General features: G+C 51.2%; 16 protein-coding genes. 15 read left to right on the forward strand and 1 reads right to left on the reverse strand.

The window, feature by feature from the left end; all coding sequences use genetic code 11:
• Positions 1-16 precede the first annotated feature (16 nt).
• On the reverse strand, positions 17-3880 hold the full coding sequence (locus ACQ4MZ_RS06105; RefSeq protein WP_430843692.1) for a 1-acyl-sn-glycerol-3-phosphate acyltransferase: 3864 nt from the start codon (positions 3878-3880) through the stop codon (positions 17-19).
• A gap of 145 nt (positions 3881-4025) precedes the next feature.
• Here ACQ4MZ_RS06105 and ACQ4MZ_RS06110 point away from each other — a divergent pair, with 145 nt between their 5' ends.
• The 15 genes from ACQ4MZ_RS06110 to ACQ4MZ_RS06180 all read left to right on the forward strand — a co-directional run bounded on the left by ACQ4MZ_RS06110 (position 4026) and on the right by ACQ4MZ_RS06180 (position 15559).
• Positions 4026-5555: an HAL/PAL/TAL family ammonia-lyase gene (locus tag ACQ4MZ_RS06110; protein ID WP_430843693.1), complete on the forward strand. Its 1530-nt coding sequence runs from the start codon at positions 4026-4028 to the stop codon at positions 5553-5555.
• Positions 5552-6283 carry a 3-oxoacyl-ACP reductase FabG gene (gene fabG / locus ACQ4MZ_RS06115; RefSeq protein ID WP_430843694.1) on the forward strand — a complete coding sequence of 244 codons (732 nt, stop codon included), beginning with the start codon at positions 5552-5554 and terminating at the stop codon, positions 6281-6283. Before ACQ4MZ_RS06110 ends, fabG begins: the two co-directional genes overlap by 4 nt.
• A 3-nt stretch (positions 6284-6286) precedes the next feature.
• The gene (locus ACQ4MZ_RS06120) at positions 6287-7504 is read left to right on the forward strand and encodes a beta-ketoacyl-[acyl-carrier-protein] synthase family protein (RefSeq protein WP_430843695.1); all 1218 of its coding nucleotides are present in this window, start codon (positions 6287-6289) and stop codon (positions 7502-7504) included.
• A 215-nt stretch (positions 7505-7719) separates the two neighbouring features.
• Positions 7720-7986, forward strand: coding sequence for a phosphopantetheine-binding protein (locus ACQ4MZ_RS06125; RefSeq protein WP_106596299.1), 267 nt, complete (start codon positions 7720-7722; stop codon positions 7984-7986).
• A 2-nt stretch (positions 7987-7988) separates the two neighbouring features.
• On the forward strand, positions 7989-8855 hold the full coding sequence (locus ACQ4MZ_RS06130; RefSeq protein ID WP_430843696.1) for a lipid A biosynthesis acyltransferase: 867 nt from the start codon (positions 7989-7991) through the stop codon (positions 8853-8855).
• Position 8856: 1 nt separating this feature from the next.
• Positions 8857-9276, forward strand: a complete 420-nt coding sequence (locus ACQ4MZ_RS06135) for a hypothetical protein (protein ID WP_430843697.1) — start codon at positions 8857-8859, stop codon at positions 9274-9276.
• A gap of 17 nt (positions 9277-9293) precedes the next feature.
• Positions 9294-9707, forward strand: a complete 414-nt coding sequence (locus ACQ4MZ_RS06140; protein WP_430843698.1) for an acyl-CoA thioesterase — start codon at positions 9294-9296, stop codon at positions 9705-9707.
• Positions 9704-10786 (forward strand): beta-ketoacyl synthase N-terminal-like domain-containing protein, encoded by a 1083-nt coding sequence (locus ACQ4MZ_RS06145; RefSeq protein ID WP_430843699.1) that lies wholly within the window; start codon positions 9704-9706, stop codon positions 10784-10786. The genes ACQ4MZ_RS06140 and ACQ4MZ_RS06145 overlap by 4 nt, the downstream gene beginning before the upstream one ends.
• Positions 10783-11403 carry a hypothetical protein gene (locus ACQ4MZ_RS06150; RefSeq protein ID WP_430843700.1) on the forward strand — a complete coding sequence of 207 codons (621 nt, stop codon included), beginning with the start codon at positions 10783-10785 and terminating at the stop codon, positions 11401-11403. Before ACQ4MZ_RS06145 ends, ACQ4MZ_RS06150 begins: the two co-directional genes overlap by 4 nt.
• Before the next feature lie 23 nt (positions 11404-11426).
• A complete protein-coding gene (locus ACQ4MZ_RS06155; protein WP_106596293.1) occupies positions 11427-11687 on the forward strand; it encodes a phosphopantetheine-binding protein in 261 nt (86 codons plus the stop codon).
• A gap of 12 nt (positions 11688-11699) precedes the next feature.
• Positions 11700-12884 (forward strand): beta-ketoacyl-[acyl-carrier-protein] synthase family protein, encoded by a 1185-nt coding sequence (locus ACQ4MZ_RS06160; protein WP_430843701.1) that lies wholly within the window; start codon positions 11700-11702, stop codon positions 12882-12884.
• On the forward strand, positions 12877-13809 hold the full coding sequence (locus ACQ4MZ_RS06165) for a beta-ketoacyl synthase chain length factor (protein WP_430843702.1): 933 nt from the start codon (positions 12877-12879) through the stop codon (positions 13807-13809). The genes ACQ4MZ_RS06160 and ACQ4MZ_RS06165 overlap by 8 nt, the downstream gene beginning before the upstream one ends.
• Positions 13799-14569, forward strand: a complete 771-nt coding sequence (locus ACQ4MZ_RS06170; RefSeq protein ID WP_430843703.1) for a polysaccharide deacetylase family protein — start codon at positions 13799-13801, stop codon at positions 14567-14569. The genes ACQ4MZ_RS06165 and ACQ4MZ_RS06170 overlap by 11 nt, the downstream gene beginning before the upstream one ends.
• The gene (locus ACQ4MZ_RS06175) at positions 14556-15188 is read left to right on the forward strand and encodes a LolA family protein (protein WP_430843704.1); all 633 of its coding nucleotides are present in this window, start codon (positions 14556-14558) and stop codon (positions 15186-15188) included. Before ACQ4MZ_RS06170 ends, ACQ4MZ_RS06175 begins: the two co-directional genes overlap by 14 nt.
• Positions 15188-15559 (forward strand): 3-hydroxyacyl-ACP dehydratase, encoded by a 372-nt coding sequence (locus ACQ4MZ_RS06180; protein WP_430843705.1) that lies wholly within the window; start codon positions 15188-15190, stop codon positions 15557-15559. The genes ACQ4MZ_RS06175 and ACQ4MZ_RS06180 overlap by 1 nt, the downstream gene beginning before the upstream one ends.

A 15559-nucleotide genomic window follows, 5' to 3' on the forward strand; every position in this document is an offset into this window, starting at 1 on the left:
AGCTATTGGGAAAATCCTAGTTAGTAATCGGCGTAGTTACAGGGGCTGAAAGTTTGCGCAGCACGAAAAGCACATTGGAAGTGTTCGCCGAATGCTCCTGCATCTGATAACTAAAACCATACCGCGCGGCGAAGTCTCGAATGTCCCGGGACGAAAAGAAATGGAAATCATCGGTTTTTCGGTTGAAAGCGAACAGGCCTGTCGACAATGCTTCTGTTTTTTGCGTATTCTGGTGTTTCGCGGCGAGGTCGGTGATGCCGTCGCGGATAAAGAGCAATCCGCCGGGCGCCAGGGCCGCGGCACATCGATCGAGCAAAATACGCTGTTTTTCTTCCAATAAATAATGCAGTACGTCATTCAGGAATATGACATCCTGCGTACCGAGGTCGGCGGCCATGATATCCTGGTACACAAACTGCAGATTGCCGGTTTTGTTGTAGCTGTTTTCCGCGATTTCGATTTTATCCTCGTCGTAGTCAATGCCTGTGATCACCCGCTCTTCATTTTTATAATGCAGGAAAAACGACAGGTACCCATACCCGCAACCCACGTCCAGAATGCGCTTCCGGTCGCCGATCAGCTCATTATAGTAGGTAAAATTCGCGCTTTCCAGTCGCCATTTTACTTTGAAATACCATTCGAGTACCGGCCCTTTGAAAACATAATTGGTGAAAATTTTGTGTTTCAAATAGCTGGTATCCTCCATTTCATATTTAAATGCGGCGAATTCCCGCTTGTAGAATGCAGCGATAGCCTTCGTTTTGTCGCGCAGCGTCGCGCCCCAGCGTGCGTCCGCGTACGTGATGCGGGGAAGCACGCGTACATTGAGCGCGCCCGGGCGTATGAGGAAGTCGTTTTTGGGCAGTACATCGTGTGCGCCGTGGAGTAATAGGGGTTGAATGTCGAGGTTCAATTGCTCGGCGAGATAGAATGCACCCTTGTGGAAGCGGGCGATGTTACCGTCCTCAGAACGTGTGCCTTCGGGGAAAATGAGGATGGAATAGCCGTCTGCGACCAATGCGCGCACTTTTTCAATGTTCTCCTCCGGACCATCCTCGCTGTACACATAACCCGCATACCGGATAATAGGCCCGAAAAACGGCGATTTGTATACCCAGCCTTTCACCATCAGCACGATTTTAGGGTGCAGCATAATGGCCAGCAGGATGTCCAGGAACGAGGTATGGTTGGCGATAAAGATCACCGGCTTGTTCATATCCAGGTTTTCGCGGCCGGAGATATTCTTCTTCACGTGCGGGCCGGAGTAGATCACCGTTTTGGCATAAAAAGAAAGCGAATTGTTGATCGCTGCCTTCTTTTTCTTTTTCGACATGGGCAGGAAAAGAATCGTCACCAATTTGGAATGCAAAAACAGGCAGCCCGAAAGGAAATAGGTGAAGCTCGAAACACTGATCAAAAACGGCAGCATTGTGACCGGTGCTTTCTTTTTGGCAATGCGTTTTTGAACAAATAAATCGAAGAAAACCGGCTGGAAAACGAAGGATATGAACAGAATGCACACAATTCCCAGGACGCTGATCAGCGAAATCGAATGGATAGCGGGGTGTTTGGCAAAAATCAATACACCGGTACCTATTAATGTGGTTGTTGCAGACAGCGCGATCGCGGCCTGGTAGGAGCGCAGCGTGTCCTTGCCGGATTTGTACTTGCTCAGAAGCCCGTCTGTCACGAAAATACTGAAATCGTCGCCCAACCCGAATATGAATGTGGTCACGATCACGTTCACGAAGTTGAACTTGATGCCGAGAATGGCTGCAATGCCCAGAATCCAGATCCAGCTGACCGCCATCGGGAGGAACGAAAGCAATGTGAGCTCGATACGGCCGTACACGATTAATAATGTAAAGAATACGATGGAAGCGGAAATCAGAAGCAGGTAATTGAAATCGTCCTTAACCATCGTAAGCAGTTCACCCGCCAGCTCGCCGCGGTCGAAAAGCTCGACGCCCGGAATGGCCCTCAACTCTTTTTTGACGTCGGTCAGTTTGACCTGATCTACGACCACGGTGGAAATGAATGTGGTGCCCGAAGCTTTGATGTCGATCAGGTTATCGACGCCCAGCTCGGTGAAAAGCGTGTCGAGCGAGATATTGGAAGTGCTCCGCCCGGCAATCCAGCCTTTGAAATCATTGAATGCATAGGCATTGAACCCGTTTTCGGCCGCAGCCCGGTTGAATACACGAAACGTGGAATCGGTACGGGCGGGCGTCCAGAAATCCTGCCAGCGGCGCATCCGCTCACGTTTAACGTCCTGCGGGATGAGCAGCGAACCAGAGGAGACGAAACTGACAATGCGGCCCTCGCTGCGTAATGCCGCAAGTTTTTGCCAGGCATTATGATTGACCTTTTCGGCCACATCGCGGCGCGGGTTCGACGCAAAGACGTAAATCCGTTTCTGCTTCCGGGGATTGATGCCCGTGAGCGCTTCCTCCCGACCGCTCAGTTCGGGGTCCTGAATGCTGAGGTTTTCAAAACCCGCATCGAATTCGGTACCGCCGGCAAAAAAGAGGAACACGATCGTCAGCGCGCCAATGCCCGCGAGTGTGATACCGCGCCATTTATCCGGGATAGTGGGAATGCGGAAAGATCGGTTCTCGCCAGGAATTTTCTGAATGTCGAAAGCCGTCGAAGAAAGCACGACCGGCAATGCAGTGAGTGTGAAAACAGCCGCACCGAAGAGGGCGAGTGACGAAAACAGACCGAAGTCCTGCAAGACCGTCGAATTGGCGAAATGCAATGCACTGAACGCCATGACGGTGGTGAAGCTGCCGGTCAGCAGCGGCCCGCTTACTTCTTTAATCGCGACAGGAATGGAATGCGTGTGCCTGAGGTGTGTGAAAAAGTGGAATGCGTAATCGAGCAGAATGCCGAAGATTACCGCACCGGTTGCCAGGGATATGCCCGAAATCTCCGGGCGGACGTATCCGACGATCCCCAAAGCGAACAACGCCCCGAAAATTCCGGGCATCGTAATATAGATAGGTATCAGCAGCTTGCGGTAATAGGCGATCAGCAGCGCCAGAATGCCTGCCAGTGCCAGAAACGACGTGAAGTAGGAGTCCTGCTTGACCTGAATCGCGTTACGTGCGGCGATTTCGAATGTGCCGAAACAGGAAAACTTGTTATAGCGGTGCTGCCGGTTCCACTTGGTTTTGAATGCCTCCATCAATTCGAAAAGCGCCACATTCTTGTCGGAGCTGCCGGAATCGAAGCTGGTGGAAGCGAAAATGAGGATGCTCTTGCGGTCGGCGGTGAACATAATGCCGTCGTCCATGACCATTGCATTGGAGTTGTTGGCGGCATTGAGTTCTTTGAAATACTTACCGGTAATGCCGAGCGGGTCGCTGAGCACAAATTGTTTCAGAAACGAGCCGCCGGGAGTAAGTAACTGGTTGTAGGCCGAGGCAACGGAGGCGCGGATCGAGTCGGGGACAATCCGGGCCTGGATATGCGTGTAATAGGACGGCTCGATCAGCAGCGGAAAGTGGCTGTATACATATTGATATACATCCTCCTGTACATTCGGCCGCTCTGCCTGGATATTCCGCACGTAGCCGTTGGTATAGCGGCCGAGCGAATCGGTGAAGTTCTCGGCGATTTCCCGCGCGGCGTCGGTGTCCGTGTCAGCAGGGATTTCGAGTGAAAACACGATCTGGTTGATGATGTTTTTACTTTCGACCAAACGGTTGAACTCTTCGAAGCTTTTACCCTTCGGTAGCGTTGCGAAAATACTTTCGGTTACTTTTAGCCGCGCAATACCGGCCACAAGGATACTGACAATGACGAGCAGGCTAAGGAAAAACGCGGCTTTGTGACTGGAAAGGAATTTGTTTAGCCTTAATAGTAAATCTCCTAGCATTGACAGGGGAACGTGAATGTCCGACAAAATTAATGAATTGTATCACTCAGGCAACTTCTGTGCCTGTTGCCGCTTACCGGGTCGTGTTTGCCAAAGCCGCAAAAAAAGATTTATTTTACACCATATTCAATTACGCCATCATTAAATGAATCGTATTTCATTAGCTCAGATCGAGCAATATGCTTTTGAAAAGAAGGAATTTATCTTAGCCGAAGACGCCCTCCATCAAGTATCCCAATCATTTGCCTTTTTAACGAATTTCTCCAAAGACAAAATCATATATGGTATCAATACCGGTTTTGGCCCGATGGCGCAATACCGTATTGAAACCGACCAGCTTAATAATCTGCAATACAATCTCATCCGCAGCCATTCGAGCGGGGTGGGAAAGCCGCTGAACGAAATATATGCACGGGCCGTCATGCTCGCACGCCTGAATTCCTTTTTGCAGGCCAACTCCGGTGTGAGCACCGCGGTGATCAAGCAGTTGGTAGCGTTTCTGAACAATGGCGTGGTGCCCGAAATCTTCGAGCACGGCAGCGTAGGTGCAAGCGGTGACCTCGTGCAGCTCTCGCATCTGGGCCTGAACCTGATCGGCGAGGGGTATGTGTATGAAAATGGCCTGCGCCGCAAAACTGCGGAAGTACTGGCGGAAAAAGGCATTAAACCCCTTAAAATGGAGCTCCGCGACGGCCTCGGGCTGATCAACGGCACTTCCTGCATGACGGGTATGGCGGCTATCAACATTATTTATGCCAAAAGGCTGGTGCAATGGGCCATTACCGCGTCGTCGATGATCAACGAGGCGATCGAATCGTTCGATGACTCGTTCTCGAAACAGCTCAATGCGGTGAAGCACCATAAAGGTCAGCAGGTAGTAGCACAGCACATGCGCGATTTCGTAGCCGGTAGCGGGTTGATCCGGAGTCGTGAGGAGCTTTTCCGCGACGATACGGCGATGCAGAAGACTGAATTTGAACGAAAAATACAGGAATACTACTCGATCCGCTGCGTGCCGCAGATCCTCGGCCCGGTGCTGGATACGATCCAATATGCGCAGGAAGTGGTTGAAAATGAGTTGAATTCCACCAACGACAACCCGATCGTGCGGCCGGAAGATGATAACGTTTTCCACGGCGGTAATTTCCACGGCGATTACATTTCGCTGGAAATGGACAAAGTGAAATTGGTGCTCACCAAGCTCACCATGCTCATGGAACGCCAGCTCAACTTCCTGATGAACAGCAAGCTGAACGGTAAATTCCCGCCATTCCTCAATGCAGGAACCTGGGGCCTGAACTTCGGTTTCCAGGGGGTGCAGTTTACAGCCACGTCCACCACAGCTGAAAGCCAGGCGCTATCGACTTCGGTTTACATTCATAGTATTCCAAACAATAACGACAACCAGGATATTGTAAGCATGGGTACCAACTCGGCTGTAATCGCGAAGCAGGTACTTGAAAATGCATTCCAGGTGATGTCGATCCATATTATGGCGATTTGCCAGGCGATTGACCTGCTGCATCCGGAAGAGAAGGAGAAGCTTTCGCCGAATGCGAAATCGGTTTATGTGCAAATCCGGGAGCGCGCGAAATTTGTTACAGACGACGTGCCGCAGTTCGAAAGCATTGCAGCTGTTTTTGAATATATCAAAGAAACCCCATTTCACTTATGAATTGCGCATTGGTAACCGGTGCATCCAGGGGACTCGGCAGGGCCATTGCGGTTCAGCTTGCCAAGGACCATGGTTTACATATATTAGTCAATTACGCGTCCAACCAGGCAGCAGCGGAAGAAACGCTGGCAGAAATCCAGGCCAACGGCGGCAGCGGCGAGCTGCTGCAATTCAATGTACAGAACAAGGCCGAGGTGGACGAAGCATTGAACGGCTGGCGCGAGAAGAACGAAGACAAGTTCATCGGTGTTTTGGTGAATAATGCAGGCATTACCCGCGACGGGCTCTTTATGTGGATGCCTGAAAAGGATTGGGATGATGTGTTGAACATTTCGGTGAAAGGCCTTTATAATGTAACCCAGAATGCAATCCAGCAAATGCTGCGCAAGCGCTCCGGCCGGATCGTAAACGTAGCGTCGGTGTCAGGGATGAAGGGTGTGGCGGGCCAAACCAACTATTCGGCCGCGAAAGGGGCGATTATTGCTGCCACCAAGTCGCTGGCGCAGGAGGTTGCCAAACGGAAAATAACGGTGAATGCCGTGGCGCCGGGTTTTATCACGAGCGATATGACCAAAGATCTCAACGAGAACGAGTTGAAGCAAATGATCCCGATGAACCGTTTCGGCAAGGCCGACGAAGTGGCGCACCTGGTAAGCTTCCTGGCTTCCGACAAGGCTGCGTATATTACAGGAGAGGTAATCAATATTAACGGAGGAATTTACTCATAGTCGATGAGCCACAGGGTTGTCATTACCGGTATCGGCATTTATTCCTGTCTGGGACAGAACCTGGACGAGGTCACGAAATCGTTGTATGCCGGTAAAAGCGGGATCGTGTTCGATCAGGTTAGGAAAGATTTCGGTTTCCGCTCGGCCCTTACGGGGATGGTGCAGGAACCCGACCTGAAAAACTATCTCTCGCGCCGCCAACGCATGGGTATGCACCAGCCCGCTATGTACGCCTACATGGCCACGCACGAGGCCTTGGCGTTATCAGGCCTGGACGTCGACTTCCTCGAACAGACCGAGACCGGCATTATCTACGGCAACGACAGCACTGCGGCGTCGGTGATGGAGGCTATTGATAAAGTCCGCGAAAAGCACGATACGACGCTGATCGGTTCCGGCGCCATTTTCCAGAACATGAACAGCACCGTGAACATGAACCTTTCGACGATTTTCAAGTTGAAAGGCATCAATTTCACATTGAGCGCGGCTTGCGCGTCGGGTTCGCATTCCATTGGGATGGGTTACCTGATGATTAGCCAGGGCTTGCAGGAGCGCGTGATATGCGGGGGCGCACAAGAGATTAACGCGTCCGCGATGGCGAGTTTCGATGGTCTTGGTACTTTTTCAGTGCGGGAATCCGAGCCGACAAAGGCTTCCCGCCCATTCGACCGCGACCGCGACGGGCTGATCCCGAGTGGCGGTGCGGCTACCGTTATCCTTGAATCTTACGAAGCCGCCGTGAAAAGAGGCGCACCGATATTGGCCGAGTTGATCGGCTACGGTTTCTCTTCCAACGGCGACCATATTTCCAATCCCAGCATCGACGGTCAGACGCGTTCGCTGCAAATGGCATTGAAACAGGCCGGCATTACCACTGCCGAAGTAGACTATATCAATGCACACGCTACCTCCACGCCCGTGGGTGACGGCAGCGAGGCCCGTGCGATTTACGAGGTGTTCGGCGGCGATGTGCCTGTGAGTTCCACAAAGTCGATGACGGGGCATGAATGCTGGATGGCGGGTGCGAGCGAGATCGTTTACTCGTTGCTCATGATGCAGAATTCGTTCATTGCTCCGAATATTAACTTCGAAAATCCCGATGAGGATTCGGCGAAAATCAACATTATCCCCGAAACTAAGGAGCAGACAATCAATTGTTTTCTTTCCAATTCATTTGGTTTCGGCGGTACCAACTCTACGCTGATCGTCAGGAAAATCTGAATGCGGGGGCGGGTAGGGAGCCCGTCACATTACTACTACAACTTCGTGAACGGCGATAGGCTGCCGGTCGAAATTCTGTATTTTTGTTAACCTCCAATATTCCATCCGCCAACTGCAATGATTTCCAATGGATTTTATTGTATGACGTGGGGCTTTTATTTGAAAATTTGGGAATATTTTTAAACTATCGGCAAGAATAAACTAATTTTGTAGCTATGTATGCTAACGACGTAAAAATGAGTTTGGAAGAAGTTATTGAAGAGACCAGAGATTTTTTATCTGAAGAATTTGAGGTGGACCGGGATTTGATTCTTCCTGAAAACAGTCTGAAAGACACTTTGGATCTGGACAGTCTCGACTACGTCGATCTGGTTGTGCTCATAGATGAAAACCTCAATATCAAGCTCACTGGGGAGGATTTTAAAGGAATTGAAACCTTCGGCGATTTCTATCAGCTTGTCGGTAAGAAACTTGCATTGTAAGAATGAGCCGTTGGGACGGTAAGACCAAAGGATCGTTAACGGGTTACAAAATTTTCCTGTTTTTTATCAATACCCTGGGGCTCGGGTTTGCCTACGGGCTCCTCCGGGTGGTTACTTACTACTATTATCTTTTTGCGGCAAAGCCCCGGAAGGCCTTGCTGGATTTTTACCAGAACATCCTTCACATTGCCGCCCCCGATGCCCGGAAAATGGCACGGAAGAACTTCTATATTTTCGGGCAGACGCTCGTGGACCGTGCAGCGTTCCTATTGGGGAAAGACCGGCAATTCTCTCACGTTTTTGAAAACGAACAATACCTGATCGACATCCGGGATGCAGGAAAAGGAGGAATTTTGCTGAGCGCACACGTAGGAAACTGGGAAACGGCCGGGAACCTGCTGAAAGGCCGCATTACTCCGACCATCAACATCGTGATGCTCGATGCCGAGGTTGAGAATATCAAGAAATACATGGATTTGTCCACCGGTGGCTCACGTTTTAAAGTGATCGCCATCAAGGACGACCTTTCACATATTATATCCATTCGCAATGCATTGGTGAACAATGAGTTTGTAGCCATTCACGCCGATCGCTACCTCGAAGGCGCCCGATACATCGAAATGGATTTCCTGGGACGCAAAGCAAAGTTCCCGTACGGCCCGTTTGTGATCGCCTCGAAGTTCAATGCACCGGTTACCTTTGTATTTGCAGCCAAGGACGGCAAATACAGCTACCATTTAAGTTCCACCAAGCCGATTGAGGAGAAAATGAAGCCCGAGGAAATCGCGCAGCTGTATGTGGAAGAACTGGAACGGAAGGTGAAAGCATTCCCGGAACAATGGTTTAACTATTTCAATTTCTTTCAATAAAATGATCGTCGCGAAAGACGCCATAACCGATTATATCCCGCACCGCCCGCCGTTTGTGATGGTCGATAGCCTTGTGAATGCCACGCGTGAGCTATTCGAATCGGATTTTACGGTTACGGACGATAACATGCTGGTGCAGGACGGCTTTTTTCAGGAAACGGGGCTGATCGAGCATATTGCGCAGACCTGCGCTGCGTCTTTTGGTTACCTGGATAGCGAGGATGGCGGTGAGCCGAAAATCGGCTTTATCGGCGCGGTCAGCAAAGTGCTTGTAACTGAGCTGCCCCCCGTCGGTGCTATGATCCGCACGGTGGTTACCCCCTTGCACCAGTTGGGAAATATTTACCTTGTAAAGGGCGAAAGTTTCCTGGATGGGCGTATATTGCTGGGATGTGAACTAAAAATCGTGGTAAGCGAGTAACCCCTAACAATTGATTGATGATTGCTTCCGAAATAGATATTGATATCCGATTCAGCGAAACCGATGCCATGGGCGTGGTATGGCACGGCAACTATCTGAAATTTTTCGAGGACGGCAGGGAGGCTTTTGGGAAAAAATATGGATTGGAATACCTGGACATCCACGCCAAAGGCTATGTGACGCCCATCGTGAAATCGGAGATCGACCATAAAGCGCCGGTTTACTATGGACAGGTTATCCGGGTCATTACCCGGTATATTCCCACAAAATCGGCGAAAATACAGTTTGAGTACGAGGTGATCAATGTTACCACCGGCCAGCTTTGTGCTACGGGTAAAACCATGCAGGTATTTCTGGACCGCGACTCCCGTGAGCTGGAACTGATCTCGCCGGATTTTTATAAGGAATGGAAAGCGCAGTACGACCTATGATCTACATTGGTGCGGAGGTCATTGTGAGCCCGCTGGGCGAGACTGCGGAGGATAACTGGGAGGCGCTCCGTGAAAACCGCAGCGGCATAGCGCTCGTTCCGGCGGCCGGATTCAACAACGAAGACATTCATTTGTCCAGAATAGCCGGCCTGAATGGCCCTTTGCGCTTTCAGCAGTTGGTAATCAAAGCACTAACCCAACTGAAAGAGCGCATCGACGCCTCGATTCTCGCATCCGACCGTACGCTCGTTTTGATCAGTTCCACGAAGGGGGCGCTGGACGATAATCTGCAAGACCCGTTCAGCGAAACCAATGCAGCTGTAAAGCAGCACTTCGGTCTGTTTCATATGCCCATTGTGATTTCCAATGCTTGCATTTCGGGCGTACTGGCGCTGAACGTGGCCGGGAATATGGTCGAAGCGAGGCAGTATGATCACGTCATTGTGGTGGGTTGTGATGTAGCATCCGACTTTGTCCTATATGGTTTTCAATCCCTATTTGCCGTAAGCGATAAGCCCTGTGCACCATTCGACGCGGCACGAAACGGCATTACGCTGGGAGAAGGCTGTGGGGCGGCATTGGTTTCGGGCACAAAATCTGTTTTTAACAATACACCCCTGGAATTGCTCACAGGTACTAGCGCCAATGACGCGAACCACATTTCGGGGCCGTCGCGGACGGGCGAGGGGTTGGTGAGAAGTGTCAGCCGCACGATGCTGAAACATGGAACCGGGATTGAAGAGATCGATTTCGTCTGCGCCCACGGCACGGGAACAGTTTTCAACGATGAAATGGAAGCCATTGCATTTGACAGACTTGCATTGTCGGACAAACCGCTGAATAGTCTAAAAGGCTATTTCGGGCATACGCTCGGGGCGGCGGGAGTGATTGAAACGGCCGTTTGTATGCAAATGATGCGGAATGGTATACTGATCAAAAGTTTGGGCTACCGCGATGCGGGTACGTCCATGCCTTTGAATATCATTCTTGAAAACGAGCCGAAAAAGCTGCGGACAGTCCTCAAAACGGCCTCAGGCTTCGGCGGGGGCAATGCTTCATTGATGATCAGGGATTTATGAAAGTGATTACGGCATATTGTAACCTGCGGGCAGATGAATGCTTCGTGAACGGCGAAATAGTCGCGCGGCGCGATACCGGCTCGGAGGATTCCTGGTTCAAGCAGATTTACAGGCAGCAGGGGTTGGCATACCCTAAATTTTACAAAATGGACGTGCTGTCACAGGCCGGTTACCTGGCCTCGGAGCTCATCAAGCGGGCCAATCCAGGCATTTCGGAGGCATACGCGGACGATGAGATTGCATTGGTGTTTGCCAATGCGTCGTCGAGCGCGGAGACCGACCGGCGGTTTATTCAGTCTTATGAAAGTGGCGGCTCCCCGAGCCCGTCGCTTTTCGTATACACATTGCCCAACATTGTGCTGGGTGAAATCGCCATTCTCAACAAATGGTACGGTGAAAATATGTTTGCTGTTTTGCCTAAATTCGTCCCCGGTTTTTACCTCGATTACAGCCGGATACTACTCGCCTCGGACAGCCGCGCGCTGTTGGGCGGATGGCTGGAAGTGACGGCAGGCAGCACGGATGTTTTCCTTTTTATGGTGGAAGAACAGGCAAGCGGTATCGAATTCAACGAAGAAAACCTCCTCCACCTGTCGCAGACAGCTGCGGCATATTAACAGACGCTCAATTAATCAGCAATATGGATAGTTTAAAAGAAGATCTTAAAAAACAAATTATCGAACAGCTTAACCTGGAAGACCTGACGGTGGCGGATATCGCAGACGATGCGCTGCTTTTCAATGATCAGGGCCTGGGTCTCGATTCGATCGACGCGCTCGAACTGATCGTGCTGCTCGAAAAATACCACGGTATCCAGCTGACGAACCCGGAAGAGGGTAAGGAGGCATTCAAGTCCATCGACACGATGGCGGCATATATCCGTAAAAGAAAAGCAGCTTAACCACCACACCGAATGGGCGTTTGCATTACCGGGATCGGCGTCGTGTCGGCCATTGGCATGTCGGTGGACGAGAACCTGAACGCATTGCGTGGGGGCAAAACGGGCATCGGGCCGCTGCATTATCTGCAAGGCACGAGGGCCCAACTGGCCGGCGAGGTGAAGGCTTCCAACGACGCACTGCGCGCCGCATTGGGGGTGGATACCGAATACGTTTCAAGGACTTCGCTCCTTGGCTTACAGGCAGCACGTGAAGCGTGGGGCAACAACAAGCGTTCGGGCGTGATCCGTACCGGCATTATTTCGGCCACGTCGGTAGGCGGTATGGACCGTAGTGAAATTTTTTACAAAGATTATCTGGCCCAAAATAACCCCGATTACCGTTTGCTTACTACCCACGACAGCGGCAGCACGACTGAGCGCATTGCGAAGGAACTGGGCATTACGGGTTATATCAATACGCTTTCAACCGCCTGTTCCTCGGGTGTGAACGCCATTATGCTCGGAGCCCGGCTGATCCTGCAAGGTACGCTCGACCGCGTGCTCGTCGGCGGTTCCGATGCATTGAGTGGTTTCACGATCGATGGTTTCCGGTCGCTGATGATCTACGACGATCAGTGGTGCAGGCCATTCGATGAGTCGAGGGCGGGACTGAATCTCGGCGAAGGAGCAGGGTTTCTGTTGCTGGAAGGTGAGAAAAGCCTTGAACTGACGGGTAACAAGCCTATTTGTAAGGTGAGCGGCTGGGCCAACGCAGCCGATGCGTATCACCAGACGGCCTCCTCGCCGGACGGTAAGGGCGCAACTTTGGCGATTGAAAATGCCATCCGCCGCGCGGGCATCGGGCCCGCCCAGATCTCGTACGTGAATGCGCACGGTACGGGTACGAAGAACAACGACCATTCCGAATCGGTAGCATTGCAAAACATTTTTGGCGACCGCGTACCGCCATTCAGTTCTACCAAAGCATTTACGGGGCATACCCTTGCTGCGGCTGGTGCTATCGAAGCGGTATTCTCGGTACTGGCCATTCAGCATAACCTCATTTTCCCAAACCTGAATTACCGTACTCCGATCGCCGAAACCGGCCTCGTACCGGCGACACAGTTGGAAACCGGCGTGGAAGTGAATGCAGTGCTTTCCAATTCGTTCGGCTTCGGGGGAAATAATTCATCATTGGTTTTGACGAAATATGAATAAACCGGCATTATTCCTATCGGCGGCGTCCACGATTTCGCACCAGCCTACATTCGGCAATCCGGGCTTTTCCGGGGTATTGGAGCCGGTTGGGGCGTCTTCCGCATTGATCAGCCCTGACTATAAGGCCTATATCGACGCCGGCTTGCTGCGACGCATGAGCAAGATTCTCAGGATGTCGGTTACGTGTGCCAAAGATTGCATTGAGCAAGCCGGTACCGGCCAACCCGACGCAATCGTAGTAGGGACGGGGCTGGGCTGTTTGCAGGATACCGAGAAGTTTCTCAACACCTCACTGACCGTCGAGGGATTGCTGCCGCCTACTTCATTCATCCAGTCGACGCATAACACCATGGCGGGGCAGATTTCGCTGAGCCTGGGCAACCATGGCTACAATATGACCCACACGCAGAATACGCTTTCCTTCGAACACGCGCTGCTCGACGCGGCCATGCTCCTGCGTGAGGGCGACCGCAACGTGCTCGTAGGCGCGGCGGATGAGCATATCGATATCCTGGAAGATATTGCAGTACAACTGGCATTCGAAGCCGGCGCTCCGCTTACTTCCGCTGCTTCCTTTTTTGTGCTTTCCGCTGAAAACATGGGTGCAAAAGCGGTATTGACCGATGTTTACACCAGCGGTGGAGCGAAATACGGGCAGGAAGACATCGGCGCATTTCTGGATCGCAACGGCTTGCAGGCGGGCGATATTGACTTCGTATTGTATGCCGGCACGCCCGTGCAGGGAGCAGCGCGAAACGTCGATTACCTGTCGTTGGCGGGTGTTTATCCAACTGCTTCGGCATTTGCATTGCATTATGCGATGGATTTGCTCGGTACGAGTAATGGAATAAGAAATGTGTTGATTTGTAATGGATTAAGAAAAAGTAATTTGGGATTAACCCTTCTGAAAGCCGTTGAAGCATAATCTTCTCATATTCTTCTGCATTACCGCGGCGGCGCTCAGCTCCATCATCTTTTGGGAGACGGATTACTTGTGGCTGGTGCTGGGGGGCATCGCACTGCTGTTTGTCGGCATGACGGCTTACGGCTCTGCGCAGATTCAGGCCAATTATTTTGTTAAATCAATTAATAAAGGCCGCACAAAGGCTGTTGCACTCACATTCGACGACGGCCCGGACCCGGATTCGACACCCCGCATTCTCGACATTTTGCTTGAAAACGACTTGAAAGCAACCTTTTTCGTAATCGGAAGAAAAGCGGTGAACCACCCGGAGCTATTACGCCGCATTGTGGACGAAGGCCATACTATTGCCAACCATTCGTACAGCCATCATTACCTCATAGCATTGTTTTCGACGCAGAAATTGCGGACGGACATTCAGCGGTGCAATGAGGCAATACGCGACATTACTGGTCGTGTTCCGGTGTTTTTCAGACCGCCATTCGGGGTGACTAATCCACGATACGCCGCCGTTTTGAAGGATTTGCAAATGCAGTCCATCGGCTGGTCGCTCAGGAGCATGGATACGCGTGCGAAGAATAAGTACCAGCTTATCAACACCATCATTTCAAAATTGAAGCCTAAGGATATCGTTCTGTTGCATGATCACTTGTCGCTGACGGCCGATACGCTACCGGACATCATCGGGCATTGTCGTGAAATGGGTATTAAAATAGAACCGCTTCCCCGGCTGATCGGGAAGGAACCTTATGAAAAGCATTAGAATACTCATCATAGTGGCCGTTTTAATGGCGGCGCATGGCTCAATGGCGCAGTCTTTCAAGCCGTCGGGCAGCCCTGAAAAGGTGCTGGCCGAGCTGCGAAAAACTTCGCAGGCGACGACGTCAATTCAGGCATTATTTACCGAAGAAAAGCACCTGGCCGTCCTCAAAGAGCCTGAAAAGTCGTCGGGATTGTTTTACTACCAGCAGAAGGATAAGATGCGTTGGGAACAACGGACACCTTCAAAATATATTATCCTGATCAATGGAGACAAGCTACGCGTGCAGGAGGGCACCAAGGAGAAGAATATGGGGCAGGCGGGACGTATGGCGGCGCAGATCAAAGAGCTGATGATCGGGTTGGTCAATGGTGATTTTCAGCAGAATAAAGGCTTTTCATCGGCTGTTCTGGAAGATAGCGATGAGTACCAGATCGTGCTGACGCCGGTGAACCGCCGTTTAAAGAATATTTATTCCAAAATCGTGATGAACTTCTCCCGGAGTTCGCTGCGGTTGAAAGAGCTCTCTTTTTTTGAGAAGAGCGGGGACAAAAGCATTATGAAGTTTCAGCAGGAAAAATTCAACCAGCCCATCGCTGAAAACCTATTCAAAGATCTCTGATGACCATGCCACTGAGCAGTTTATATACGATTACAGCGTTGGAACGGAGCGAGAATCAGATCACCGGAACCTTGCGGATCGACGCCGCGCATCCCGTATTTCAGGGACATTTTCCCGGCTCGCCGGTACTTCCCGGTGTGGTGCAGATGGAAATGGTGAAAACGGTTTTATCCAAAGCATTTGGAAAACCGTTTGCATTAAAAGAAATGAGCACGTGCAAGTTTCTCGAAGTGCTTAATCCGGTCGAAACGCCCGAACTGACGATTCACATTCAATACAAAAGCGAAGCATTGCTGGATGTGAACGCCTCAGGCAGACATGGTGAAAAGACGTATTTCAAGGCGCGCGCCAGTTTCCATTCAATCGTTTAA

This window comes from Dyadobacter sp. BHUBP1, from assembly GCF_050587785.1.
In the GTDB taxonomy this organism is placed as follows: domain Bacteria; phylum Bacteroidota; class Bacteroidia; order Cytophagales; family Spirosomataceae; genus Dyadobacter.

Excerpts from the sequence above, each read along its gene's own strand:
- ACQ4MZ_RS06105 (WP_430843692.1), bottom strand. The coding sequence starts at position 3,880 with ATGCTAGGAGATTTACTATTAAGGCTAAACAAATTCCTTTCCAGTCAC.
- ACQ4MZ_RS06110 (WP_430843693.1), top strand. The coding sequence starts at position 4,026 with ATGAATCGTATTTCATTAGCTCAGATCGAGCAATATGCTTTTGAAAAG.
- fabG (WP_430843694.1), top strand. The coding sequence starts at position 5,552 with ATGAATTGCGCATTGGTAACCGGTGCATCCAGGGGACTCGGCAGGGCC.
- ACQ4MZ_RS06120 (WP_430843695.1), top strand. The coding sequence starts at position 6,287 with ATGAGCCACAGGGTTGTCATTACCGGTATCGGCATTTATTCCTGTCTG.
- ACQ4MZ_RS06125 (WP_106596299.1), top strand. The coding sequence starts at position 7,720 with ATGTATGCTAACGACGTAAAAATGAGTTTGGAAGAAGTTATTGAAGAG.
- ACQ4MZ_RS06130 (WP_430843696.1), top strand. The coding sequence starts at position 7,989 with ATGAGCCGTTGGGACGGTAAGACCAAAGGATCGTTAACGGGTTACAAA.
- ACQ4MZ_RS06135 (WP_430843697.1), top strand. The coding sequence starts at position 8,857 with ATGATCGTCGCGAAAGACGCCATAACCGATTATATCCCGCACCGCCCG.
- ACQ4MZ_RS06140 (WP_430843698.1), top strand. The coding sequence starts at position 9,294 with ATGATTGCTTCCGAAATAGATATTGATATCCGATTCAGCGAAACCGAT.
- ACQ4MZ_RS06145 (WP_430843699.1), top strand. The coding sequence starts at position 9,704 with ATGATCTACATTGGTGCGGAGGTCATTGTGAGCCCGCTGGGCGAGACT.
- ACQ4MZ_RS06150 (WP_430843700.1), top strand. The coding sequence starts at position 10,783 with ATGAAAGTGATTACGGCATATTGTAACCTGCGGGCAGATGAATGCTTC.
- ACQ4MZ_RS06155 (WP_106596293.1), top strand. The coding sequence starts at position 11,427 with ATGGATAGTTTAAAAGAAGATCTTAAAAAACAAATTATCGAACAGCTT.
- ACQ4MZ_RS06160 (WP_430843701.1), top strand. The coding sequence starts at position 11,700 with ATGGGCGTTTGCATTACCGGGATCGGCGTCGTGTCGGCCATTGGCATG.
- ACQ4MZ_RS06165 (WP_430843702.1), top strand. The coding sequence starts at position 12,877 with ATGAATAAACCGGCATTATTCCTATCGGCGGCGTCCACGATTTCGCAC.
- ACQ4MZ_RS06175 (WP_430843704.1), top strand. The coding sequence starts at position 14,556 with ATGAAAAGCATTAGAATACTCATCATAGTGGCCGTTTTAATGGCGGCG.
- ACQ4MZ_RS06180 (WP_430843705.1), top strand. The coding sequence starts at position 15,188 with ATGACCATGCCACTGAGCAGTTTATATACGATTACAGCGTTGGAACGG.